This is a genomic window from Solidesulfovibrio sp. DCME, from assembly GCF_049995385.1.
Taxonomy (GTDB): domain Bacteria; phylum Desulfobacterota; class Desulfovibrionia; order Desulfovibrionales; family Desulfovibrionaceae; genus Solidesulfovibrio.
Genome location: NZ_CP188261.1, coordinates 5,057,851 through 5,081,495 on the forward strand (window position 1 = coordinate 5,057,851; position 23,645 = coordinate 5,081,495).

The 23,645-nt window shown below is 66.9% G+C and carries 21 protein-coding genes; 9 read left to right on the top strand and 12 right to left on the bottom strand.

The annotated features are described in order from the left end of the window. Nucleotides 1-123: 123 nt before the first annotated feature. Nucleotides 124-1,401: an IMP cyclohydrolase gene (locus ACP59X_RS22355; RefSeq protein WP_428562801.1), complete on the bottom strand. Its 1,278-nt coding sequence runs from the start codon at nt 1,399-1,401 to the stop codon at nt 124-126. Nucleotides 1,402-1,552: 151 nt separating this feature from the next. Between ACP59X_RS22355 and ACP59X_RS22360 the strand changes: the two genes are divergently transcribed. The 3 genes from ACP59X_RS22360 to ACP59X_RS22370 all read left to right on the top strand — a co-directional run bounded on the left by ACP59X_RS22360 (nt 1,553) and on the right by ACP59X_RS22370 (nt 4,631). Then, nucleotides 1,553-1,909, top strand: a complete 357-nt coding sequence (locus tag ACP59X_RS22360) for a hypothetical protein (RefSeq protein WP_428562803.1) — start codon at nt 1,553-1,555, stop codon at nt 1,907-1,909. Between the two features lie 3 nt (nt 1,910-1,912). Then, nucleotides 1,913-3,229 carry an adenylosuccinate synthase gene (locus ACP59X_RS22365; RefSeq protein ID WP_428562805.1) on the top strand — a complete coding sequence of 439 codons (1,317 nt, stop codon included), beginning with the start codon at nt 1,913-1,915 and terminating at the stop codon, nt 3,227-3,229. Between the two features lie 520 nt (nt 3,230-3,749). Further along, the gene (locus ACP59X_RS22370; RefSeq protein WP_428562807.1) at nt 3,750-4,631 is read left to right on the top strand and encodes a DNA polymerase III subunit delta'; all 882 of its coding nucleotides are present in this window, start codon (nt 3,750-3,752) and stop codon (nt 4,629-4,631) included. Here ACP59X_RS22370 and ACP59X_RS22375 read toward each other — a convergent pair. The 7 genes from ACP59X_RS22375 to ACP59X_RS22405 all read right to left on the bottom strand — a co-directional run bounded on the left by ACP59X_RS22375 (nt 4,570) and on the right by ACP59X_RS22405 (nt 11,731). Beyond that, nucleotides 4,570-6,351, bottom strand: coding sequence for an SGNH/GDSL hydrolase family protein (locus ACP59X_RS22375; RefSeq protein ID WP_428562809.1), 1,782 nt, complete (start codon nt 6,349-6,351; stop codon nt 4,570-4,572). The two genes, ACP59X_RS22370 and ACP59X_RS22375, sit on opposite strands and share 62 nt — an antisense overlap. A 93-nt stretch (nt 6,352-6,444) precedes the next feature. Further along, nucleotides 6,445-6,813 (bottom strand): 4Fe-4S dicluster domain-containing protein, encoded by a 369-nt coding sequence (locus tag ACP59X_RS22380; RefSeq protein WP_428562811.1) that lies wholly within the window; start codon nt 6,811-6,813, stop codon nt 6,445-6,447. A 17-nt stretch (nt 6,814-6,830) separates the two neighbouring features. Then, nucleotides 6,831-8,060: a hydrogenase large subunit gene (locus ACP59X_RS22385; RefSeq protein ID WP_428562813.1), complete on the bottom strand. Its 1,230-nt coding sequence runs from the start codon at nt 8,058-8,060 to the stop codon at nt 6,831-6,833. A 12-nt stretch (nt 8,061-8,072) separates the two neighbouring features. Beyond that, nucleotides 8,073-8,438 carry an NADH-quinone oxidoreductase subunit C gene (locus ACP59X_RS22390; protein ID WP_428562815.1) on the bottom strand — a complete coding sequence of 122 codons (366 nt, stop codon included), beginning with the start codon at nt 8,436-8,438 and terminating at the stop codon, nt 8,073-8,075. Between the two features lie 57 nt (nt 8,439-8,495). Further along, a complete protein-coding gene (locus ACP59X_RS22395) occupies nt 8,496-8,939 on the bottom strand; it encodes an NADH-quinone oxidoreductase subunit B family protein (protein ID WP_428562817.1) in 444 nt (147 codons plus the stop codon). Between the two features lie 24 nt (nt 8,940-8,963). Continuing rightward, the gene (locus ACP59X_RS22400; RefSeq protein WP_428569998.1) at nt 8,964-9,812 is read right to left on the bottom strand and encodes a respiratory chain complex I subunit 1 family protein; all 849 of its coding nucleotides are present in this window, start codon (nt 9,810-9,812) and stop codon (nt 8,964-8,966) included. After that, nucleotides 9,812-11,731 carry an NADH-quinone oxidoreductase subunit 5 family protein gene (locus ACP59X_RS22405; RefSeq protein WP_428562819.1) on the bottom strand — a complete coding sequence of 640 codons (1,920 nt, stop codon included), beginning with the start codon at nt 11,729-11,731 and terminating at the stop codon, nt 9,812-9,814. Before ACP59X_RS22405 ends, ACP59X_RS22400 begins: the two co-directional genes overlap by 1 nt. Before the next feature lie 452 nt (nt 11,732-12,183). On the opposite strand from ACP59X_RS22405, the gene groES reads away from it, so the two are divergent. Both groES and groL read left to right on the top strand, forming a co-directional pair. Continuing rightward, entirely contained in the window at nt 12,184-12,474 is a 291-nt protein-coding gene (gene groES, locus ACP59X_RS22410; RefSeq protein ID WP_428562821.1) for a co-chaperone GroES, read from the top strand. A 55-nt stretch (nt 12,475-12,529) separates the two neighbouring features. Continuing rightward, entirely contained in the window at nt 12,530-14,170 is a 1,641-nt protein-coding gene (groL, locus tag ACP59X_RS22415; RefSeq protein ID WP_428562823.1) for a chaperonin GroEL, read from the top strand. Nucleotides 14,171-14,248: 78 nt separating this feature from the next. Here groL and ACP59X_RS22420 read toward each other — a convergent pair whose 3' ends face one another. After that, nucleotides 14,249-16,453, bottom strand: a complete 2,205-nt coding sequence (locus ACP59X_RS22420; RefSeq protein ID WP_428562825.1) for a nitric-oxide reductase large subunit — start codon at nt 16,451-16,453, stop codon at nt 14,249-14,251. A gap of 331 nt (nt 16,454-16,784) precedes the next feature. Between ACP59X_RS22420 and ACP59X_RS22425 the strand changes: the two genes are divergently transcribed. The 3 genes from ACP59X_RS22425 to ACP59X_RS22435 are packed head-to-tail and all read left to right on the top strand — an operon-like array spanning nt 16,785 to nt 20,900. Then, entirely contained in the window at nt 16,785-17,219 is a 435-nt protein-coding gene (locus ACP59X_RS22425; RefSeq protein WP_428562827.1) for a YidH family protein, read from the top strand. 22 nt (nt 17,220-17,241) lie between these two features. Continuing rightward, nucleotides 17,242-18,309: a PDC sensor domain-containing protein gene (locus ACP59X_RS22430; protein ID WP_428562829.1), complete on the top strand. Its 1,068-nt coding sequence runs from the start codon at nt 17,242-17,244 to the stop codon at nt 18,307-18,309. Further along, on the top strand, nt 18,306-20,900 hold the full coding sequence (locus ACP59X_RS22435) for a cobyric acid synthase (RefSeq protein WP_428562831.1): 2,595 nt from the start codon (nt 18,306-18,308) through the stop codon (nt 20,898-20,900). The genes ACP59X_RS22430 and ACP59X_RS22435 overlap by 4 nt, the downstream gene beginning before the upstream one ends. Nucleotides 20,901-21,327: 427 nt before the next feature. Here ACP59X_RS22435 and ACP59X_RS22440 read toward each other — a convergent pair whose 3' ends face one another. Further along, entirely contained in the window at nt 21,328-21,684 is a 357-nt protein-coding gene (locus ACP59X_RS22440; protein ID WP_428562833.1) for an FmdB family zinc ribbon protein, read from the bottom strand. A 274-nt stretch (nt 21,685-21,958) separates the two neighbouring features. Beyond that, nucleotides 21,959-22,348: a Ros/MucR family transcriptional regulator gene (locus ACP59X_RS22445; protein ID WP_428562835.1), complete on the bottom strand. Its 390-nt coding sequence runs from the start codon at nt 22,346-22,348 to the stop codon at nt 21,959-21,961. A 145-nt stretch (nt 22,349-22,493) separates the two neighbouring features. Here ACP59X_RS22445 and ACP59X_RS22450 point away from each other — a divergent pair, with 145 nt between their 5' ends. Next, a complete protein-coding gene (locus ACP59X_RS22450; RefSeq protein ID WP_428562837.1) occupies nt 22,494-22,823 on the top strand; it encodes a hypothetical protein in 330 nt (109 codons plus the stop codon). A gap of 328 nt (nt 22,824-23,151) precedes the next feature. Here the strand turns inward: ACP59X_RS22450 and ACP59X_RS22455 are convergent, their stop codons facing one another. Further along, on the bottom strand, nt 23,152-23,643 hold the full coding sequence (locus tag ACP59X_RS22455) for a hypothetical protein (RefSeq protein ID WP_428562839.1): 492 nt from the start codon (nt 23,641-23,643) through the stop codon (nt 23,152-23,154). Nucleotides 23,644-23,645: the final 2 nt, after the last annotated feature.

Below are 23,645 nucleotides of genomic sequence, written 5' to 3' on the forward strand. Positions count from 1 at the left end.
ATATTGATGCGGGAGGCCGGACCTAGCGTGTTCCACCCCCCCTGTCCACCCCTCTTCTCGACGAGGGGGTCCGGGGGGCCTCATGCCCCCCGGCCGCCGGAGGCATTCTTCATTCCTCTCCCCCTAATGCCGGAACGAACGCTGCCCCGTGAAGACCATGGCCACCTGGGGCGCGGCTTCGTTGCAGGCGGCGATGACCTCGGTGTCGCGGATGGAGCCGCCGGGCTGGGCGATGGCCGTCACGCCCACGCCGATGCACAAGTCGACGCCGTCGCGGAAGGGGAAAAAGCCGTCCGAGACCACCACCGAGCCGGCAAGCCCACCGTTGGCCATTTCCGTCTTGGCCTGGATACCGGCCAGCAGCGCGGCGGCCTCGGGGTCGGCGGCGGCGGCCAGGGTCAGTTCGTAGAGCGACTTGCCGCAGGCGGCGAAGGCCAGGCCGTCGGCGTACTTGGTCTTGGCCTTGTGGATGGTCAATTCCACCACGCCCACCCGGTCCTGCTCGCCGGTGCCGATGGCCACGGTGGCCCCGTTTTTGGCGAAGATGACCGAGTTGGAGCTGACGCCGGCCTCCACGGCCCAGGCGAAGAGCAGATCCTCGGCTTCGGCCAGCGACGGCGCCCGAGCCGTGACCGTGGTCCCGGCCTTGTCCGTGGCCGTGGCGGCCAGGAAATCCTCGGCGGCCAGGATGCGGTTACGGAAGGAGAACTGGAGCACCAGCCCGCCGTCGGCCAGGGATTTGATGTCGAGGAACGGCTGGCCCACGAGTTTGTCCAGGGCGGCCAGGCCCGGCAGGCGGAAGATGCGCAGGTTCTTTTTGCTCTTGAGGATTTCCAGGGCCTTGGGCTCGTAGTCCGGGGCGGCCACGACCTCGAAATAGACGGCGTTGATCTTTTCCGCCGTGGCCACGTCCAGGGTGCGGTTGACCACGATGGCCCCGCCGAAGGCGGCGATGCGGTCGGCGGCGAAGGCGGCTTCGAAGGCCGGGCAAAGCCCTGCCTCGGACCAGGCCGCGCCGCAGGGGTTGTTGTGCTTAAGGATCACGGCGGCGGGCTTTTTGGTCAGGTATTGCAAAATGTTGACGCCGTTATCCACGTCGGTCAAATTGGTCTTGCCGGGGTGTTTGCCGGACTGGAGCAGGTGCTCTTCCGTGGCGGCGCAGACCAGGCCGTCGCCGGGGCCGCGAAAGGCCACGCCGCCCAGGGTCAGCCGGCCGTCCTTGGGGGCGTAGAGCGCGGCGGGCTGGTCCGGGTTTTCGCCGTAGCGTAGCCCCTTTTCCTCGCCGTCGATGGTCCAGGTCCGCTTGGCGAAGGCCAGTTCGGCCTCGCCGAGCCTGATGACCAGTTCGGCCGGGAAAGGGTCCTCGACCATGGTGGTGTACATTTTTTTCAGGTCGCTCATGGCGTGGCCGCTCCTTGCTGTGACGTGCGTGGGGATGCCTAGCACAGCCGGCGGCCCTGGGCAAATTGCAATTGGAAGGCCCGGGCGTTTCTGCTAACAAGGCCTGTCCGCCCGCGTTGCCGGCGGCATCTCGTGTGGGTGGGGTACGGTCGTGGAACAGGTGCTTTTGAAAATGGCCAGGCAGCTTCGGGCCTTCGACGAAGCTTCGCTGATGGCCCTGTGGGACAAATACGCCGAGGCGGTGGGCCGGTTCGAGCCTTCCCATCGCTGGGAAGAGGCGGTCCTCGTCCTGGCCATGATCCAGGGGATGCGCTTTAAAAATCAATTGTTCAACCATCATTGGGCCGAAGGCCGCCAGCCGGGGCAAGGCGCCGGCCCGGACGGCATCATCCCGGTGGCCGCCTCGGAAGCGCCCGCCGAGACGCACCAGCCCGAACCCCGGCCAAAGGTCAAAGCGCACCGGGCCAAGGTTCTGGAATTCAAGCCCAAGGATACAGGGGAGTCATAGGCTATGGGCGAATACCGCAATACGCCGGCCGCGGGCATGGGCCGGGGCGTCGTCATCCACGGAGCCCAATGGGGCGACGAGGGCAAGGGCAAGATCGTCGACCTGCTCACCGAATCGGCCAAGGCCGTGGTCCGCTTCCAGGGCGGCAACAACGCCGGCCATACCCTGGTCGTGGGCGGCGAAAAAACCATCGTCCACCTCATGCCCTCGGGCATCCTCCACGACGGCAAGGTCTGCCTCATCGGCAACGGCGTGGTCCTGGACCCGGAAGTGCTGTGCCGCGAAATGGACACCCTGGCCGCCAAGGGTGTCGACGTCTCGCCCGAACGGCTCGTGATCTCGCGCAAGACCCATGTCATCATGCCCTACCACCGGCTCCTGGACGGCGCCCGCGAGACGCTTCGCGCCGGCGGCAAGATCGGCACCACCGGGCGCGGCATCGGCCCCTGCTACGAGGACAAGATGGCCCGCATCGGCATCCGGGCCGGCGACTTCGCCGATCCGGAGCTGCTGGCCAGGAAAATCACCCTGGCGCTGATCGAAAAAAATACCCTCTTCACCAAGCTCTACGACATGCCGGCCCTGGACCCGGGCGCCGTGGCCGAGGCCATCACCCCGGTGACCCGGCGGCTGCTGCCCTACCTCGGCGACGTGTCCTCCATCATCCAGAAGACCCTGGCCGCCGGCGGCGACGTGCTCTTCGAAGGCGCCCAGGGGACCCACCTGGACATCGACCACGGCACCTACCCCTTCGTCACCTCGTCCAACACCGTCTCCGGACAGGCCGCCGCCGGCAGCGGCTGCTCGCCCGACGTGCTGGGCCGCGTCGTGGCCGTGGTCAAGGCCTACACCACCCGCGTGGGCTCGGGTCCCTTCCCCACCGAACTCTTCGGCACCATCGGCGACTACCTCCAGGAAAAAGGCGGCGAATTCGGCGCCACCACCGGCCGCAAACGCCGCTGCGGCTGGCTCGACCTGGTGCTTTTGCGCGAATCGGCCCGCCTGTCCGGCCCCACCGACATCGCGCTGACCAAGCTTGATGTCTTAAGCGGCCTCTACGAAATCAAGATATGCATCGGCTACCGCTACAAGGGCAAGATCCACGAGTACCCGCCCCAGGAAGAAGGCGCCCTGGAACACGTGGAACCGGTCTACGAGACCATGCCGGGCTGGGAGGAAGACCTCTCGGGCATCACCGCCTGGGAAGACCTGCCCCTGGCCGCGCGGGAATACGTCTCGCGCATCGAACAGTCGCTCAAAACGACCTGCTCCATCCTGTCCGTCGGGCCGGACCGGAAGCAGACGATCCTGCGCGGGTAGCGGGGTAGAGGAAAAGGCGAAGTAAAGGAAGAGGAAGATGCCTCCGGCGGCCGGGGGGCATGATGCCCCCCGGACCCCCTCGTCGACGAGGCGGGTGCAGACACGGTGACAACGTCGGACGGCGAGGCGTCGGGCCGTTTGGTGGCGGAAATGGGGGCAACCCGCAGGCCGCAAAGCCGGCCAGCACGTTGCCCCCATTTCCGCCACCAAGGGCGCCAGCGGCGAAGCGCCGCATCACAAGAAAAGGCTTTCAAAGCAAAAAATCCAAGACTTCGGCCCGAAGGGCCGACGGCTCGCGAGGCCGGAATTCGGCCTTCGAGCCTGCCGCGCCAGCGGCGGCATCGAAGGCCGAATTCCGGCCTCGCATCCCCGGGCCATGCCGCCGACCCGGTGACCGCAGCCCTCCCGCCCGCCAAAGCCGATCGGGGGGTCCGGGGGGCGTGACGCCCCCCGGCGGGTGCAGGGCAGAGCCCTGCTCTCCCCCATCGACCATACGCCACGCACCGAGGTGCCTTCCACCATGATGACGCCAACCACCCCTCACCTCTCCCTGGCCGCCGACGTGTTCGGCGTTTCGGCGCGCCAGGCCCATGTGCTGGCCGGCATCGACGCCTTGGCCCGGGCGATGCCCCAGGCGGTCATCCTGGAGGGCGGCTCGGCCGACGAACGCGCGGCCGTGGGCTTTTTCCTGGCCGCCCGCCTCAACTGCCGGGCCGGGTCGCCGCCGTGCGGCCTGTGCGCCATTTGTCGCCAGGTGCTGGAGAAGGTGTTCCTCGACCTCCAGTTTTTCGACGGCAGCGCCGAGACCATCAAGGTGGATGCCATGCGCGAGGTGCGCCGGCTGGTGGGCGAGCCGCCGCGCGGCCCGGGCAAGCGGGTGATCCTTTTGGCCGAGGCCCAAGGGCTGACCGAGGAGGCGGCCAACGCGCTGCTCAAGGCCATGGAGGAACCGCGGCCGGGCAACGTGTTCGTGCTGCTCGCCCCCCAGCGCGAGCGGCTTTTTCCGACACTTGTGTCGCGATCCTTCGTCATGACCCTGGCCTGGCCGGACACGACCGAGCCGTCGCCGCCCGGCGGCGAGGACGACCCCTGGCCGCTGCTCCACGGGTTGCATGATTTCTGGCGCACGGGCCGGGGCTGGTTTTCTGCCTCGCGGGGCCGGCCGTCGCGGGCCTGCGCCGAGCGGGTGCTCACGGAGCTTTCGCGGGAGCTGGCCGGATTTCTGGCCGGCCGAACGAATACGGAACTCGGGGCGATGCTTGGCGGCTGTTACGATCCCGACGTGCCCAGGCGCCTGGACCTGCTTTTGGCCGAAGGCCAGGAAGCGCTGATCCTGGCGGTCAATCCGGCCGTGGTCCTGGACCGGCTGGCGACGCGGGCCTATCTGTGGCTGCGGCGCTGACCGGGGACGGCCGCTCGGCCGGATAGCCGACGATCTCGAAGCGCCGCCAGGGCGGGTCGGCGGATTCGGCGAACACCCGGGCTTCGTTGCGCAGCTCCAGGCGCAGGTACAGTTCCCGCGCCGGGGCGTCGCGCAGGTCGATTTCCGCCAGCCGGCTGGTCTCGTAGCTTTCCGGCGCGGCCACGTCCGCGTCCGATCCGAACAGCACCGTCCTGTAGTCCCCGTCGTGGCGGGACCAGCCGAGCAGCACGTAGCCGTTTACGGGCGGCGCCAGCTTGCGGAAAAGTGTCACCGAAACCTGGTCAAGGGGCGTGTCGCTCTCCAGGCGCAGCACGAGTTCCCCCACCGGGCCGCGCCCGACGTCCGGCACCAGGCCGGCGATGCGGTTGCCGCCGTGGCCGGTGTCCACGGCCCAGGGCAGGAGGTTGTCGGTTCGCACGACCCGCACGCGCAGGGGGCCTTGGTCCACGGGGACGACCCCGCCACCGTCGAAGCGCAGGTTTACGCGGATGGGTGCCTCGTAGCCGAAGGCGGGAAAGGCCGGCGCCACCGTCACGTCGCACCCGCCGGGCCTGGGCGAGACCCGCAGCGAATCGACCACGGCGGCGGCCCAGACCGTGTTGCCCTCGGCGTTGACGTGGCCGTTTACGGGCAGCAGGTAGTAGCGCTCGACCTGCTCGCCGGACATGACCCGCAGTTGCCGGGCCAGATCCAGGACCGGGATGCCGTTTTCGCGGCAAAAGGGCACCAGGGCGGCGGCGGGCTGGTTATAGTCCTCACGGACCTGGGCGGCATCGGGGGCGATGACGAACAGCAGCTTGGCGCCGCTTGCGGCCACGGCGTCGCGAAATTCCAGGAGCGCCCGGCGGTAGTTGTCCCAGAAACGCCGGGCCTGCCCGTCCGAGGCCACGGACAGCTGCCGGTTGCGGTCGCGCAGCAGCGCCTGTTCCGCCTCCGTCGGCTTCAGGTGATAGGCGGCGAACGGCCCGGTCTCGGCCCGCGAAGGCCCCTGGGGCAGCCCGCCCCCGCGCACCAGCCCGACCAGCCAGGGGAGGTGGGCTTCGAGCCAGGCGTTGATGCGCCGCTCGGCCGCCTCCCGGCCGATGGCCTGATCGAAGGCGTTGTAGTCCCCGCCCTGGCGCACCAGCAGGTCCTCCCGGAAAAACGAACCGGCCATGGCTTCCAGGTCGTTGATGTAAAATTGCAGCACGACCACGTCCGGCGACAGGCGCGCGCCCTTTTCCCGGTAGTAGGCCAGTTCGTCGAAGAGGTCGTAGAAGGGGACGCCGGCGTTAACGACCTCGACGTCCAGGCCCGGCAGGCGCTGGGCCAGGATCGACCGCAGCTGGGCCGGATAGGCCAGGGCGTCGTCCACGCCCACGCCGTAGGTGTAGGAATCGCCCAGGCACAGCACGCGAAGCGTCCCGGGCTTGCGGGTGGCGCTGACGGGCCGCGAGCCCCGCAGCCCCTGGTTGTTGAGGCTGACCTGATAGGGCAGGCCGGGAATCTCCCGGTCCGTCAGGCGCAGCCGCGGCTCCAGGTCGCCGAGGACATTGCGGTAGCCCCGGGGCTCCACCTGCGCCGACGGCCGGCCGCCGGCCAGGGCCCAGACCAGGGCCAAGGCCAGATGCGCCGTCAGAAGCAGGCAAAAGACGCCAATCCCCGCCAGCCGGACATGCCGTCGAAACCCGGGCGCCCGCATCCCGGCCGAATCTTCCATGGGCACTCCATATCCGGCATCGGCCGGAAAAACAAACACCCGCCACCGGCGAACCGGCGGCGGGTGTGGCATGCGAAGCGGTGCGCGCGGCGGTTATTCGGCCGCGGCCTCTTCCTTTTTCTTTTTCTTGGGCACGCCCTGGAGGAAGATCGTCTGGCGCTCGGTGGCGACCGGGCGATGCTCCTTGGTCATGGACAGGCAGCTGGTGGGGCAGACGTCCACGCACACGCCGCAGTACACGCAGGACATGACTTCGCAGGTCCAGGTGCCGGCCTTGTTGTCCACGGTGATGCACTGGGACGGGCACTTGATCATGCAGGACCGGCAGAAGATGCACTCGTCGACGTTGCAGACGAGCGTCCCCCGGAAGCCTTCGAAATGGCCCCGTACGGCGATGGGATACAGCCGGGTGGAGCTTTTCGTCAGCAGGTTCGTGACGACGTTTTTGGTCATGTTGAACATGGAAGGGCGCTCCTTTTTTACCGTTCGGTGCAGCTGATGCAGGGGTCGATGGACAGCACGATCACCGGCACGTCGGCCAGTTCGCACCCCGGCAGCATGGCGAGTAGCGGCGGGATGTTGGCGAAGGTCGGGGTGCGGATGCGCACGCGCTCCATGTTCTTGGATCCGTTGCCCTTGAGGTAGTACATGAGCTCGCCGCGGGGCTGCTCCACGCGGGTGACGGCCTCGCCCTCGGGCTTGCCCTTGACCTTGGCGGCCACCAGGCCGGCGGGCAGGTCGAGGTTGGGCGGCGGGGCGGTGGTCAGGCGGTGGCGCTTGTCGCGGTTGTAGGCCTGCATGATGTCGCGGCGTTCGCCGGCGGCCACGGGTTTGGGGGTATCGTCCTCCATGGCGCCGTCGACGTTGGCGGCCGTTTCGCCGGCCGGCAGGCGGGCGATGGCCAGGCGCACGATGTCGATGGCCTGGAGCGTCTCCCGGAAGCGCACGGCGCAGCGGGCGTAGGAGTCGCCGTCGTATTCCACGATGGGGTCGAAGCCGAGCTCGCCGAAGGCGGCGTAGCCGGTCTGGCGGGCGTCCTGGGCCCAGCCCGAGCCGCGCAGCATGGGGCCGACGGCGCCGAGCTGGTAGGCCTGCTCCTTGGTCAGCACACCCTTGCCCACGGTGCGCTTTTTCACGGTGTAGTCACTCAGGATGGTGGTGCTGAGCTGCTTGATTTCCTTTTCGGAAATGGCCAGCTGCTCTTCGATCCACTGGCACTGCTCGGGGGAGAGGTCGCGGCGCACGCCGCCGATGACGTTGACGGAAACCACGACACGGTTGCCGCAGGTGGCTTCCATGATGTCCATGACGCGCTCGCGCACCCGCCAGAACTGCATGAACAGGCTCTCGAAGCCGAAGGCGTCGGCGAAAAGCCCCAGCCACAGCAGGTGGGAGTGCATGCGGTGCAGCTCGCCCCAGATGGTGCGCAGGTATTTGGCGCGGCGCGGCACCTCGACGCCCATGATCTGCTCCACGCCCTCGCAGTAGCACAGGGCGTGCAGGCAGGAGCAGATGCCGCACACCCGCTCGACGATCTGGATCATCTGGTTGAAATCGCGGACTTCGCACAGTTTTTCCAGGCCGCGGTGGACGTAGCCAAGGGTCGGCAGGGCTTCGACGACGGTTTCGTCCTCGATGGTGAGCTTCAGGTGCAGCGGCTCCGGCAAGACGGGGTGCTGCGGACCGAACGGCAATATGGTACGGGCCATACAATTCCCTCGTTAGGACTGTTTTTGAGCCACGCTGACCTTGCAGAAAGGCATGGCGCGGACTTCTTCTTCAAGGTAGAGGGCTCCGCCGAAATCGAGCACGATGTCGGAGAAGCAGATGCCGAACTGGTCGCGGATCTCGTTTTCAACGAGCAGCGCGCAGAAGTACACCGGCGAGATGCTCGGAACCACGGTATCCTTCGGAATGGACAGCCGGTAATGTTTCATTACCAGGTCCTTGTCGTAGTGGTAGAAAACGTCGAAGCTGTCGTCGCCGACCTGGACGGAGGACATGGTGACCAGCCGCCAGCCGTCGTCGAAGCATTCCTTGGCGACGTCGCGCACGGCGTCAAGGGTCAGGGGAATCGTTTCCAGCACGTTGGTATCCTCGCGCGGGGCCGGGCCCCGGTTGGGTCTTTTGTCCGGCCGCTCCGCCTAGGCGGTCATGCCGAGCAGGGTCTTGACCTTTTCCAAAGCGGCCACCACGCCGTCGATGATGGCCTCGGGCCGGGCCGGGCAGCCGGGGACGTAGACGTCCACCGGGATGACCTTGTCCACGCCGCCGACCACGTTGTAGGCCTCGCGGAACACGCCGCCGGAACAGCCGCAGGCGCCGATGGCGATGACGGCCTTGGGTCCGGGCATCTGGTCGTAGATGTTTTTGAGCACGTGCTTGTTGCGCTGGTTGACGGTGCCGGTGACGAGCAGGACGTCGGCGTGCTTGGGGTTGCCGACGTTTATTATGCCGAAGCGCTCGATGTCGTAGATGGGGGTCAGGCAGGCCAGGACTTCGATGTCGCAGCCGTTGCAGCTGCCGCAGTCGAAGTGGACCACCCAGGGGGACTTGATGCGTCCTTTATTGATCATGTTGCCTAACATGGGTTCTCCTTGGGCGACGGCCGCTTATTGGGCGTAGAGCCACAGCATGTTGATGATGGTGAGGACCACGCCCATGCCCACGGCCGACTTGAGCATCCAACGCCAGGTCAGGCGGGCCGTGACGTTGTCCACGATGATTTCGGCCAGGTAGGTCAAAACCACCAACACGATCATGCCGATGACGCTGGTCGACCAGAACAGCGCGCACAGCCCGAGGACCAGGATCACTTCGTACCAGTGGGCGATCTCGATCATGGCCAGGTAGGGGCCGGAGTACTCGGTGTACACGCCGCGCACCAGTTCCTGGTGGGCGTGGTGGCAGGCCGAGATGTCGAAGGGCGACTTGCGCAGCTTGATGGTCAGCGCGTAGCCCAGGACGATGAACATGAGCGGAATGTCGTAGAGCATGGGCCGCGACAGCTCGAAGACGGCGCTGACCTTGAAGCTGCCCGTCACCATGGCGATGGCGGCAAAGACGAGGATGAGCAGGGGCTCGTAGGCCAGCATCTGGAGCAGCTCGCGCTGGCCGCCCACCTGGCTGTAGGGCGAGGGGGAAGCAAGCGCGCCCATGACCAGGAAGACGGCGCCCACGGTCAGGACGAAGAAGATGAGCAGCAGGTCGGAGCCGATGAAAAGCAGCACCACCGACAGGGCCGCGCCGACGACGTAGACGTAGGCGCACAGGGCCTGCCAGGTGTTGGTGACCATGGGCTCTTTGCCGAGCAGTTTGAACACGTCGTAGAGCGGCTGCAGGATGGGCGGACCGTAGCGGGACTGCAGCCAGGCGGTGACCCGGCGGTCCACGCCGGTAATCAGCGCCCCCACGACGGGGGCCAGGACCAGGGCCAGTATGGCGATGATGATTTTGGTAATCACAGGGCGCCTCCGAAAAGCATGATCACGAGCACGGCCAGGGCGACGACGTTGATCCACTTCGTCAGCACGTTCTCGCCAAAAAACTGTTCCAGGTAGTAGCTGCCGGAGGAGGCGGCCACATTCAGGCCCAGGGGGCCGAGGAAGCCGGGCTTGCCGTCGACGGAGGTCTGCTCGCCGCACATGTAGGGGGCGGAGATCTGGGCGGCGGTCACCTTCTTGGCCTGCCTGACCGCGTAGTAGAAGCCAAGGCCGAGCAGAATGAACAGCGGGTAGACGATGAAGACACCCGAGCCGGAATCAAAGTTGCCGTAGCTCGTGGTATAGGCCGCCGCCTTGTAGTACATGGCCACGACCGGCGCGACCAGGCCGTTGTAGACAAAGGGCGAGGCCAGGCTCACCAGGACGGCCAGGCCGGCCAGGATCACCAGGGGCAGGCGCACGGAGCAGTCCTGGGTTTCGGGTTGGGGCTTGCCGAAGGGCGAAATCAGCAGGATGCCGGCCCAGCGGCACCAGAACAGCACGGTCAGGCCGGAGCCCAGCGCCAGCATGATCATGACCAGGAACTGGCCCTGGGCCGATTCGATGGCCATCCACTTGGCCATGAGCATGCCAAACGGCGGCAGCATCATGGTCAGGACGCCGATGATGGTGATGATGGCCGTGCGCGGCATGCGGGCGTAGAGGCCGCGCATGTCCTCGATGTCGCGCGAGCCGATCTTCTGCTCGATGGCGCCCACGCACAGGAACAGCAAGGCCTTGGAGATGGCGTGGAACAGGATGAGCAGGATGGCCGCGGTGATGGCGGCCGGGGTGTTGATGCCGGCGCAGGCGATGATCAGCGCCAGGTTGGAGATGGTGGAGTAGGCCAGGACCTTCTTGCCGTTGGACTGGCCGGTGGCCAGGGCGGCCGTGGCCAGGAAGACGAAGGCGCCAAAGAGCGCGATGAAGTTGCTTAAGTAGGTGCCGGCGTAGATCGGGGCCAGGCGCACGATGATGTACACGCCGGCCTTGACCATGGTCGAGGAGTGGAGCAACGCCGAGACCGGGGTGGGGGCGACCATGGCGCCGGTCAGCCAGCTCTGGAACGGGGCCTGGGCGGCCTTGGTCATGCCGGCGAAGACCAGCAGGAACATGGGGATGAGGATGGCCCCGCCGGCCACGGCGAATTCCGGCCCCCGGGCCAGGATATCGGCCAGGGACAGGGTGCCGGCCACCTTCTGCAGGATGATCAGGCCGAACAGGAAGGCCGTGCCGCCGAGCACGTTCATCCACAGGGCGCGTTCGGCGTTTTTGCGGGCGATCTCGGTGTCGTCATGGCCGATGAGCATGAACGAGCACAGGGTGGTGCACTCCCAGAAGAAGTACATCCACAGCAGGTTGTTGGCCAGAACCAGGCCGTTCATGGCGCCCAGGAACAGGACGATGTAGAAGAAGAACCGGGGTTGCTTCGACTTGGCCAGGTGCAGGTGCTCCTCGTGCTCCTTCATGTAGCCGATGCCGTAGACGGCGATCAGCGAACCCACGATGGAGACGATGCACACCATGACCAGGCTGAGGTCGTCGGCGAAAAACGCGGGCGTGGCCCCATGGTCCTGGACCATGAAGAAGTCGAGCCAAATGAGCCCGAGGATCTGTGCGATGGTCAGCCAAATGATGATCTGGTTTTTGCGTTTGAAACCGACGAACAGCACCACGAACAGGATGACGAAGTCGCCAAGGGTGACGAGGGAGTCATACAGTGGCGCCGGCGACAGGATGAACGCCCCCCCGCGCAGCATTGCCAGCGACGCGAGAATAAGCACTCCCGCCGTGGCCACCAGGATGACCTTGCGCACGTTTTGCTCACGCAAAACGAGCAACACGGCTGCTACCAGAAACGGCAACAGCACCGTCGCAAAGACCAACGTGTCGAGCATAGGCACCTCGGAAAAAAGTTTAGGGACCGCCATGGACACACGCCCAGCCCCCGCCGCGGGGCAGAGCAATCCACACGCAACGCGGCCGCCTGCGTCGGAAAACTCTAGGCCCCAAGGGAGAGAGCGTCAAGTTTAGGCGTCTTATAAGAAAATTCCAGCCAGTGCAATAGCGTGATCCCTTTCACAAGGTCGCCTCTCCTGGAAAAATCGCCCCGTCGCCCGGCCTTTCGCGGAGGCAATTGCGCTCTACCACAGTCTGAAATACAAAAAATAACGCTATCTCAGTCAATTATGGCGATCATGCTTTTTTCGCCTCAAAACCGATTTTTTTCCCCGCCGCCCCTTGCCTTTCGCCACGATGTGGTTAGATACATTCCCGCCCGCGAGTAGCACTCCCTTCGGACGAGTGCCAGGCCGGGCTTATCCCGCCAAACACCATTGGAGGTTATCGTATGAAGCTCAAACCCTTAGGCGATCGCGTGCTGGTCAAACGGCTGGAACAGGAAGAAGTGACCAAAGGCGGCATCATCATCCCCGATTCCGCCAAGGAAAAGCCCATGAAGGGTGAAGTCGTCGCCGTCGGCCCCGGCAAGCTCGCCGAGGACGGCAAGCACCAGAAGATGCACGTGGAAAAGGGCGACCTGGTCCTTTTCAACAAGTACGCCGGCACCGAGATCAAGCTCGACGACGAGGACTTCCTCGTCATGCGCGAAGACGACATCCTGGCCGTCATCGAAGCCTAGGGCCCGCGGCATACCCTCTTTTCCCTTTTTCCACTCTTTCTAAGGAGACGCATACATGGCTGCCAAAGAGATCCTGTTCGATTCCAAGGCCCGCGAGAAGCTGAAAAGAGGCGTTGACAAGCTGGCCAACGCCGTCAAGGTCACCCTGGGTCCCAAGGGCCGCAACGTGGTCATCGAGAAGTCCTTCGGCTCCCCGATCATCACCAAGGACGGCGTGACCGTGGCCAAGGAGATCGAGCTCGAGGACAAGTTCGAGAACATGGGCGCCCAGATGGTCAAGGAAGTCGCCTCCAAGACTTCCGACATCGCCGGCGACGGCACCACCACCGCCACCATCCTGGCCCAGTCCATCTTCACCGAGGGCGTCAAGCTCGTGGCCGCCGGCCGTAACCCCATGGCCATCAAGCGCGGCATCGACAAGGCCGTGGAGTCCGTCGTGGCCGAGCTCGAAGCCCTGGCCAAGCCCACCCGCGACCAGAAGGAAATCGCCCAGGTCGGCACCATTTCCGCCAACTCCGACGCCACCATCGGCAACATCATCGCCGAGGCCATGAACAAGGTCGGCAAGGAAGGCGTCATCACCGTCGAGGAAGCCAAGGGCATGGAGACCACCCTGGACGTGGTCGAGGGCATGCAGTTCGACCGCGGTTACCTCTCCCCCTACTTCGTCACCGACCCCGAGCGCATGGTCTGCGAGCTCGACGAGCCGCTCATTCTCATCAACGAGAAGAAAGTCTCCTCCATGAAGGACCTGCTGCCGATCCTCGAGCAGGTGGCCAAGATGTCCCGTCCGCTGTTGATCGTGGCCGAGGACATCGAGGGCGAGGCCCTGGCCACGCTGGTCGTCAACAAGCTGCGCGGCACGCTGCAGGTGTGCGCCGTCAAGGCCCCGGGCTTCGGTGACCGCCGCAAGGCCATGCTCGAGGACATCGCCATCCTGACCGGCGGCCAGGCCGTGTCCGAAGACCTGGGCATCAAGCTCGAAAACATCACCCTGGTCGACCTCGGCAAGGCCAAGCGCGTCATCGTCGACAAGGAGAACACCACCATCGTCGACGGCGCCGGCGATGCCGACAAGATCAAGGCCCGGGTCAAGCAGATCCGCGCCCAGATCGACGAGACCACCTCCAGCTACGACAAGGAAAAGCTCCAGGAGCGCCTGGCCAAGATCGTCGGCGGCGTGGCCGTCATCAACGTCGGCGCGGCCACCGAGACCGAGATGAAGGAGAAGAAGGCCCGCGTCGAGGACGCGCTCAACGCCACCCGCGCGGCCGTGGAGGAAGGCATCGTTCCCGGCGGCGGCGTGGCCCTGGTGCGTTGCGTCAAGAGCCTGACCAGCATCAAGCCGGCCGACGACGACGAGCAGGCCGGCATCGAGATCGTGCGCCGGGCCATCGAGGAGCCGCTGCGCCAGATCGCCGGCAACGCCGGTTTCGAGGGCTCCATCGTCGTGGCCAAGGTGCGCGACGGCAAGGACGGCTTCGGCTTCAACGCCGCCACCGGCGACTACGAGGACCTGATCAAGGCCGGCGTCATCGACCCCAAAAAGGTCACCCGCATCGCCCTGCAGAACTCCTCCTCCGTGGCCGGCCTGCTCCTGACCACCGAGGCGGCCATCGCCGAAAAGCCCGAGCCGAAAAAGGACATGCCCCCGATGCCCGGCGGCGGCATGGGCGGCATGGGCGGCATGTACTAGGCCGCGCCGCTTCCTTCGAAGGTTACCGCACGGGGGCCGGACGTTCGCGTCCGGCCCCTTTTTTTGGGCGGAGCCGCCTCAGGCGGCCGTGTCCGTCGCGGCGAGGCCGGCCCGATGCATGCGGACGTAGGTCATGATCGCGGCCACGACCATGGGCGCGACGCCGGCCCCGATGAAGACCACGTCCCCGGGCATCCGGGCCCATTCGATGAGCCGCGTCAGGTCGCGGCCCAGGTATTCGAGGCCCCGGGCATGCCAGTAGCCGTTTTGCAGTACGTCGTAGACTTGCAGCACGCCCCCGGGAAAGAGGCTGCCGGCCGCCATCAGGGCCAGGCCGATGTTGAGCCCCCAAAACGAGACCCGCACGAATTTCTCCGGCCCAATCCACTGGTCGTCGGACAAGACCTGCCGGAAGGTCAGCGTCATGAGGGCCAGGGCCTCCATGCCGAAAACGCCCATGAGGGCCAGATGCCCATGATTGGGCGTCAGGATGGTGCCCACTTCGAAATAGCTGACAATGGGCAAGTTGATGAGGAATCCGAAGACGCCGGCACCCACGAAGTTCCAAAACCCCACGGCCATCAGGAAATAGAACGCCCACTTGTGGGGGATGTTCACGGCCTGTCCGCAGACGTCGCAGCGCGAGCGGGTAAGCTTGACGAAATCCCAGGCGTCCAGGGTCAGCAGTGTGAGCGGCACCACTTCCATGGCGGAAAACAGGGCCGACAGCGACATGTTGAGGGTGGACTGGCCGCTGAAGTACCAGTGGTGGCCCGTGCCGACGATGCCGCTGCCCAAAAACAGGATGGCATCGAGATAGACGACCCGCACGGCGGTCTGGCGGGCCACCAGCCCGAGCCTGAAAAAGGTCACGGCCACCATCACGGTCACGAACAGCTCGAAAAAGCCCTCCACCCACAGATGGATGATCCAGAACCGCCAGTTGTCCACCACCGTGAAATGCGTCGTGGAGCCGAAGAAAAAGGCCGGCAGGTAAAAGACCGGGATGGCCAGGGCGGCCAGCAGAAAAAGCGTGGTGATCTCCCGGCGCTCGGGATCGAGCAGGGCCGGCAGGACGCTTCGCAGCAGCAGGCTCACCCAGCCGACCAGGCCCACGGCCAGCAGCACCTGCCAGGCCCGGCCCAGGTCGAGGTATTCCCAGCCTTGGTGGCCGAACCAGAACCAGGCTTCGCCCAGCCACTGGCGGATGCCCGCCAGCTCGCCGAGCAGGCTGCCGACCACCACCAGGACCAAGGCCCAGAACAGGGCATGCACGGCCGGGACCTGGCCCCGGGGCTCCTTTTCGCCCAGTGACTGGGCCAGAAGCAGGCCGCCGGCCACGAAGGAGGTGGCGATCCAGAAGATGGCCGATTGCAGGTGCCAGGTTCGCAGGATGTTGCTCGGCAGCCACGTCGCCAGATCGAACCCGTAGAAGCTGCCCGGGTCGGCCCGGTAATGGGCGGTCGCGCCGCCGAGCAGCACCTGGGCCAGAAACAGCAGGGCCGCGGCAACGAAGTACTTGACCAGGGCCCGCTGGCCCGGCGTGGCCCCCCCGGGCAGCATCTTCGGGTGGACGTGTTCGCCCGTGCCCTTCCAGCCGAGATAGTCGAACTTGCCGAAGGCGAACAGCACCAGGGCGGTGCCGGTCAGGAGCGTGACGAGGCTCAGGGCGCTCCACAGCACTGTCGCGCTGGTGGGCGTGTTGCCGAGTTCCGGGTCGTACGGGAAGTTGTTCGTATACGAATAGTCCTCGCCCGGCCGGTTGGCGATGGAGGCCCAGGCCGTCCAGACGAAAAAAGCCGTCAGCTCGCGCAGTTCCTTGGCCTCCCGGATGTACCGGGCCGCAAGGCCGCCATTGGCGGCCGGGTCGGAAAAATAATCGGCCCAGGAGGCGATCTGGCTTTGAAAGGACCGCGCTTCGGCCGGCGTGAAGGTCAGGATGCCGCGCTGGGGATCGTAACGGTTCTCTTTGAGGATTCGAGCGGCGTCCGCGACCGCCAGCCGGCGCTCGGACGCGGACAGCGCCTCCAGGTCCCGGCCGAATCGGCTTCGGGCCGCCTCGCGGCTGACGGACAACCCCAGTTCGTGCAGGGTCCGGGCCGAGAAGTCCGGGCCGAGATACGCGCCGTGACCCCAGATCGACCCGTTCTCCATGAGGCCGTATTTCAAGAAGACTTGTTGGCCGGCCGTGACCTCGGCCCCGGTAAACACGACCTGGCCGGCCGTATCGAGTACGGCCTTCGGAATGGGTGGCGCGTTTTGGTACGCTTGGAAAGCGATCAAGATTTCCAGCGCAAACCCGATAGACAAGGCCACTCCAACACCACGACGCCACCACGACGACAAGGCCGTTTCCCAGAAACCACCCGCATGCATGACTGCCTCCTTTGACTACTCCTACGGGAACCAGTCTTTCCTGTGTACGCCGTTGCGTCGTGAATGCAACGGCGTGGCGTTTTTCTCGGGGACCCCGCCTCGCCCCGCAAGGGCTTTCGCCAAAGGGGAATCGCCGCTTCACCGCGAGGCCGTGCCCATGGCTGGCCGGCCCCGCGTCCTGTTGACCCGGCGCATCCCGCCGCGCTATCCCAGGGCAGGCCCACCCCTAGGAGACTCCATGCCCGACACGACGCCCGCGACGCCGGAAAACCAGCCCTACGACCTGAGCAACCCGCAGGTCCTTCTCGCCTGGCAGCGCAACCACCTGGCCAACGAGCGCACGTTTCTGGCCTGGTGCCGCACGGGGCTGGCCCTTTTCGGCTTCAGCTTCGTCATCGAGCGCTTCGACTTCTTCATCCGCCAGATCCAGGGCGTGCCCATGTTCGAGGGCATGGCCAAAAAACACCTGCACACCGAGGAAATCACCCTGTCCACCTTCGGCGTGGGCGTGCTGGTCATGGTTGTGGCCACCTGGCGCTTCTGGTACATCCGCCGCTGCATCAACACCGGCGCGAAAACCTTTTCCGCCATCCCGGACATCGTGTTCACGGCGGCGGTGGTGGGCATCATCCTTGGCCTGTTCACGGTGTTTTGGCATCTGATCGTGCAATGACCCTCCACGCGGAGCCCTCGCCATGCGCCATGCCGCCCTTCTGGCCCTGATCGTCCTCCTTGGCCTTCCCGCCCCGGCCGCCGCTGCCCGTTCCGAGGCTCCGCCGCCCCTGGCCCAGGCAGTCATCGCCGCGGCCGCCGGCCGCCTGGACGACCAGCTCGCCGCCCTGGCCCAAAGCGCCAAGGCCCTGGGCACGGCCTACGCCGCCCTCTACCGCGACGCCGCCGGCCCCGACCCCGGCGAACGCGCCAAATTCCTGCAAAGCTACGCCGTGAAAGACGGCACCGTGGCCTTCCGCGACGCCGCCGGCCCCTGCGGCGGCAACCCGCAAGGCCAGGCGCCCTGCCAGGCCCTGCTTTACTACGACGGCGAGAACTTCACCGACGAGACCTTCCGGGCGCTTACGGCCATGGCCCGCCTGGCCCCGGCCATGGCCGCCGCCCACGACGCCATGCCCGCTTCCTGGGTCTACCTGACCACGCCCGGCCAGAACTTCGCCATCTACCCCTACCTGCCCCTGGACGAGGCCGTGGCCAACTACCAGCCCACGGAAAAGGACTTCTACACCGCCGCCGATTTCGCCAAGCGGGACTGCGGCTGGGAGTCGCCCTACCTGGACCTGGCCGGGGCCGGCATGATGGTCACGGTCTCCTGCCCGGTCTACGACGGCGACACGCTGCTCGGTGTCTCCTCGCGCGACCTGACCCTGGCCCAGCTTTCCCGCCACGGCCTGGCCGACCTGGCCGCCCTTCCCGGCGCCCGGGCCGTGCTCATGAACCGGCGCGGCAAGGCCATCGCCGCCAGCGACCCGAAGGTCGCGGACTTCATCGTCGCCGCAAACACCAAGGCCGGCGACGCCGTGGTCCACTTCCGGGACGACCGGGGCCTGGCCGCCCTGGGCCAGGAGAAATACGTGGAAAGCCCCGACGCCAACCTCAACGACGCCGCCGAGATGGTGCTCGAACAGGCCGAGGGCGAACGTACCCGGCCCATCGCCTTCACCCGGGGCAAGGAACTGGTGCTGGCCACCCGGCTGCCCTCCACGGGCTGGTACCTGATGCTCACCCTGCCGCAAAAGGCGGCCCGGTGAGGCAAGCCCCCTTCCCCCACGGCGGCAACGTCCGCGCCTTGGCCCAGGCCGCCGGGCGCGCCCCCGACGCCCTCTGCGACGCTTCGGCCAGCATCAACCCCCTGGGGCCGCCGCCCTGGCTGCGCCAGGCCATAAGCGCCGCCGTGTCCGACCTGGTCCACTACCCGGACCCGGACAGCACGGCACTGCTCGAAGCGGCCGCGACGCGCTACGGCGCGCCGGCCGGCCATTTCGCCGCCGGCAACGGCACGAGCCAGCTGCTCTTCGCCCTGCCCCGGGCCACGGGGTTAGCCCGGGCCGTCATCCCCACGCCCTGCTACGCCGATTACGCCACGGCCTGCCACAAGGCCGGCATGGACCTCCGGCGCCTGGCCGCCGTGGAATTCGACGACTTCGCCGTGCGCCTGGACCATGTGGACGCGGCCCTGCGCACGCCGTCGCTGGTCATCCTCGGCAGCCCCGGCAACCCCACCGGCAACGTCATCCCGGCCGCGGACGTGGCCGAACTGGCCTCGCGCCACCCTCAAAGCCTGTTTTTGGTGGACGAGGCCTTTGCCGATTTCGTGCCGGACTTCGCCTCCCTGGCCGGGGCGTCTCGCCCCCACAACGTGGCAGTGCTGCTCTCCCTGACCAAGTCCTTCGCCATTGCGGGCCTGCGCCTGGGGCTTCTGGCGGCAAGCCCGGACCTGGCCGGCTGGGTGCGGGCCAACCTGCCGCCCTGGTCCGTGAGCTCCCTGGCCCAGGCCGTAGGCCTGCGGGCCCTGGCCGACACCGATTTCCTTCGGCGGACCCGGGCCGCCCTGCCTGGCTTGCGCCAGACCCTGGCCGACGGCCTGTGCCGCCTGGGCCTGACCGTCTTTCCGGGCGCGGCCAACTTCCTGCTGGCCCGCCTCCCCACTGGCGCGCCCGCCTCCACGGACCTCGTGCGGCGGCTTTTGGCCGAACACGGCGTGGCCCTGCGCGACTGCGCCAATTTCCACGGCCTCACCGACCGCTACGTCCGCATCGCCGTGCGCCCGGCAGCCGAAAACGCCCGCATCCTGGCCGCCCTGGCCGCCGTGCTCGACCGGCCCCAGGGGCCGGCCTTCCTGCCCGAGCGCCGGCCGCCGGCGCTGATGGTCCAGGCCACGTCCTCCAACGCCGGCAAGTCCGTGCTGTGCGCCGGCCTGTGCCGGGCCCTGGCCCGGCGGGGCTTTCGCGTCGCCCCCTTCAAGTCCCAGAACATGTCGCTCAATTCCGGGGTCACGGCCGACGGCCTGGAAATGGGCCGAGCCCAGATGGTCCAGGCCGCCGCCTGCCGGCTGGCCCCGGACGCGCGCATGAACCCGGTCCTGCTCAAGCCCACCTCTGACAAGGGATCGCAGGTCATCGTCCTGGGCCGGCCCGTGGGCGTGATGGCCGTGCGCGACTACATCCTTTATAAGCCGCAAGCCTTCGCCGCGGCCAAGGCCGCCTACGACGACTTGGCCGCCGGGGCCGACATCATGGTGCTGGAAGGGGCCGGCAGCCCGGCCGAGGTCAATTTGCAGGCCCACGACATGGTCAACATGGCCATGGCCGCCCATGCCGATGCTTCGGTGCTGCTGGCCGCCGACATCGACCGGGGCGGGGCCTACGCCGCGCTCTGGGGCACCATGGAGTGCCTGGCCGAGGCCGACCGGGCCAGGGTGGCCGGCTACGTCCTCAACCGCTTCCGGGGCGACGTGACGCTGCTGGCCCCGGCCAACGCCTACCTACGGGCGGCCACGGGCCGCGACGTGCTGGGGGTGGTGCCGTTTTTACCGGCGCTTGGCCTGCCCGACGAGGATTCCGTCAGCTTCAAGGACGGCGCCAGCCTGCCGCAGCGCCCCGGGGCCGGCGACGACAGCCTGGACATCGCCGTCATCGACCTGCCGCGCGCCTCGAACCTGACCGATATCGACGCCCTGCTGGCCGAGCCCGACGTGCGGGCCAGGCGGGTGACACGGGCCGCCGACCTCGGCCGGCCCGACGCGGTCATCGTGCCGGGCAGCAAGAACACCCTGGCCGACCTGGCCTGGCTTCGGGAGACGGGGCTGGCCGGGGCCGTTTCGGACCTGGCCCTGGCCGGGAAAACGGAGATCGTCGGCATCTGCGCCGGCTTGCAGATGCTTGGCCGAAGCGTTTCCGACCCGCTCGGCCTGGAATCCGGGCGCGGCGAAGCGACGGGGCTGGGGCTGCTGGATGTGCGGACCGAACTGGTGGCCCAAAAGACGTTGACCAGTACCCGGGCCGTGCATGTGCCCACGGGCGAGGCGCTTCGCGGCTACGAGATCCACCATGGCCGCAGCCTGGCCGGGGACGGCTTGCCCGTGGCCGTCCGGCGGGCCGACGGGGCTCCCATCGGCTTCGCCCGGGCCGATCGGCCGGTCTGGGGCGCCTATCTCCACGGCCTATTCGACGCCGACGCCTTTCGCCGCCGCTTCCTCGACGGCCTGCGACGCCGCCGGGGGCTGGCCGCCCTCAAACAGCCGACGCCCTACGACCTGGAGCCGGCCCTGGACCGCCTGGCCGACGTGCTGGAGGCGTGCCTGCCCCTGCCGGCCCTGCTGGCTCGCCTGGGCCTGGCCTGACCGCCGTCAAGGAAGGGCTGGGACGGCGTTTGCCCGCCAATCCCCCGAACACGCGTACGGGCGCGGCCATTGGCCACCGCGGCCCGTTGCCCGGCGAGCACCTGCCCGGTTCGCGCCCCGGTTGTCCCGGCACCACAAAGCACGCGCCGTATGCGCTCCCTCCCCCGGACCGGTCGTCCGGGGGAGGGAGCGCATACGGCGCATCAGGCCCGAAAACGCGGGCCGCTTGTGTGTCCCTCAAAAATACGTCGGTATTTTCAAGGAAAATATTGCGTCACCGGTGTTGCCCGCAAAAAACTGCCGGCTGCTTCGAGGGCGCGGCGCCGGTGCTGTATCCCTTAAGAAATACGATAGTATTTTTAAGAAAAACAATCCTTCCCGGCTGCAGTCCTCGAATCAGCCTGCATCTGCTTGTCGGGACGCGGCGCTAGGAGGCGGTGCTGGAGCTGGCGGCCGGGGTCGCGGACCCGGCGCAGCCGGCGCAGCCGGTAGTGGCGGCCTTGTCACAGGCCGGGGCCGGGGCGGCGCCGGAATCGCCCTCGCCGGCGGGCTTGGCGGATTCGCTCTTGCCGTTGCCATTACCGCCCGAAGCGCTGCAACCGCCGTTGGCCTTGTAATCCGTCACGTACCAACCCGTGCCCTTGAGCACGAACGAGGTGTTGGACATGATGCGCCGGGCCGTGGCGCCGCAGGCCTCGCAGGGCGCCTCGTCCACGTCGAAGCTTCTTTGCAGGACCTCGGAAATCTGACCGCATTTGTCGCACTGGTATTCGTAGATGGGCATCGCACACTCCCCCGCCGGTCCTTTCGGCCGGCGATTTCGGCCGCAACAAGTCGTCCTTCGGCCCCTGTTTGTCAAGGGTCGATTGGCACTCGACCAGGTCGAGCGCCAAAAAAAATAAGCGGATTGTCCGGCCAGTCAAGAGGCGGCGGGGGGTTAAAATGCCGTCTTCCCGGACGGGGGGCGAAGCGGCCGGCGGCCAGGCCCGCGGCGGCCGCCCCCTCGCCCCTGGCGGCATCAGGCGGGGCGGGCGGCCCGGCCCGGAATCGATGCGGCACTACTCTTGGACCCGGCGCTCCCACAGCTTCATGTCGCGCATCTTCTTGCGGCGTTCCCGTTGCAGGGCCTTGCACACCAGCGGCATGCCCTTGGGGTAGCCCCATTTCTCGCGGTACTCCTCGGGCGTCAACCCGAATTTGGCCAGATGGCGCTTGGTCAGGATTTTGTAGGGCTTGCCCGACTCAAGACAGGTGATGGTGCGTTCCTTGACGGCCTTTTTGGGATCGCGCACGCCGTTGCCGGAAGCGGCGCCGCGGCCGTCGGCGTCGATGCCGCGAATGCTGCCGGCCAGCTTGCCGACCATGGACGTGATCTCTTCCTCGGACATGTTGCGGACCTTGGCCTGGGCCTTGACGATGTCCAGGGCGAGCGCCAGATACGAATCCATAACCATGTTCCTCCAGGCGAGTATAAGTCACACGGCGGCCGGGGCCTGCCGCGTCATGATGTCCAGTCGCCGCATCCGAAAAAAGGTTGCGCGCCGCCCGCGGAAAAAATATGCCTCGAAGGAATTTTCATACCAAGGAAGGCCCATGCATCGCACCCTCGCCCGAAGCCTCCAGGCCGCCGTGGTCGCGACAGCGCTGTTCGCCCTCGCCGGCTGCGGCCCGACCTACGTCAATCCCAACATCGTCGACCAGTCCCAGGCCAAACAACGCCTGCAAATCGACTCCGCCATCTGTCAGCGGGAAGCCAACAACGACGTGCCCCCGACCTACGGCCTGGAACGCTTCGAGTTCGACCCGACCATCGAGGCCCAGGCCACGCGCTGGGTGGCCAACGTGGCCGAGGACGACGAAAACCTCGATGCCTTCTCCACCTGCATGTACAACCGGGGCTGGCGCCTCAAGAAAAAGAAATAGGCAAGGCCGGCCCGCCGCCTTCCCCGAAGCGGCGGGCCGGCCCCCAAGGACCGGGCGGACCCGGAAAGCGGTCGCCGCCCCGGCTCGTGTCGCGCCCCTCAACAATGCGAGGGGCAGGCAACAACGGTCGGGGGAGAAGCCTCCGGCCCCCAAGGGGCTCCCGCCCTTTGGAATCCCATTATGATTGAGGCGTGTTGTCCTGCCGAGCAGCGGTCCGCGCTCGGGCGACTCGGATTTTTGCAACGCCCTCAAACGATAGCAGTTTCAAAAACCCGATTTTTAGGGCGTTGCCTCTGTAGACGCGCATAGCCTCTTCAGGGACGCGCCCTTAGTGCACCGTGCCGCCCGAGGGGTCCGGCGGGTTGCCGCCGGCGGCCAGGCTGGCGGCAAAGCGCGCCACGGCCGGGTCCTGGCGCCATTCGGTGAAAAGGCTTTCCCATTCGGCGAAGGCCATGACCGACGTGTCGAACTGGGCCTCGTGGCCCGAGAGCCACACGGAAAAAAGCCGCATCAGCAGGGCAAAGGCGGGGCTGTCAAAGGCCTTGGCCACGGTGCCCGTGGGGAACTCCCCTCCCTCGAAGGAGCGGAAGACGAATTCGCCCACGGCGCGCTGGGACGATTCCATGTCGATGGGCCGGCTGTTGATGCCGGCCACGAACTCGGCCAGGGCCGGATGGCCGGCCCGCAAGGCTTCGAGGGCCTCGGGCGGCACGCTCAGGTAGACCACGCCGTCCTGCTCCACGGCATAATAGAAACGGGCCCAGTGCTCGGCCATCAACACGCGAAGGATCTCCTCGCTCGCTTTCAAAATGGGGTCCATGC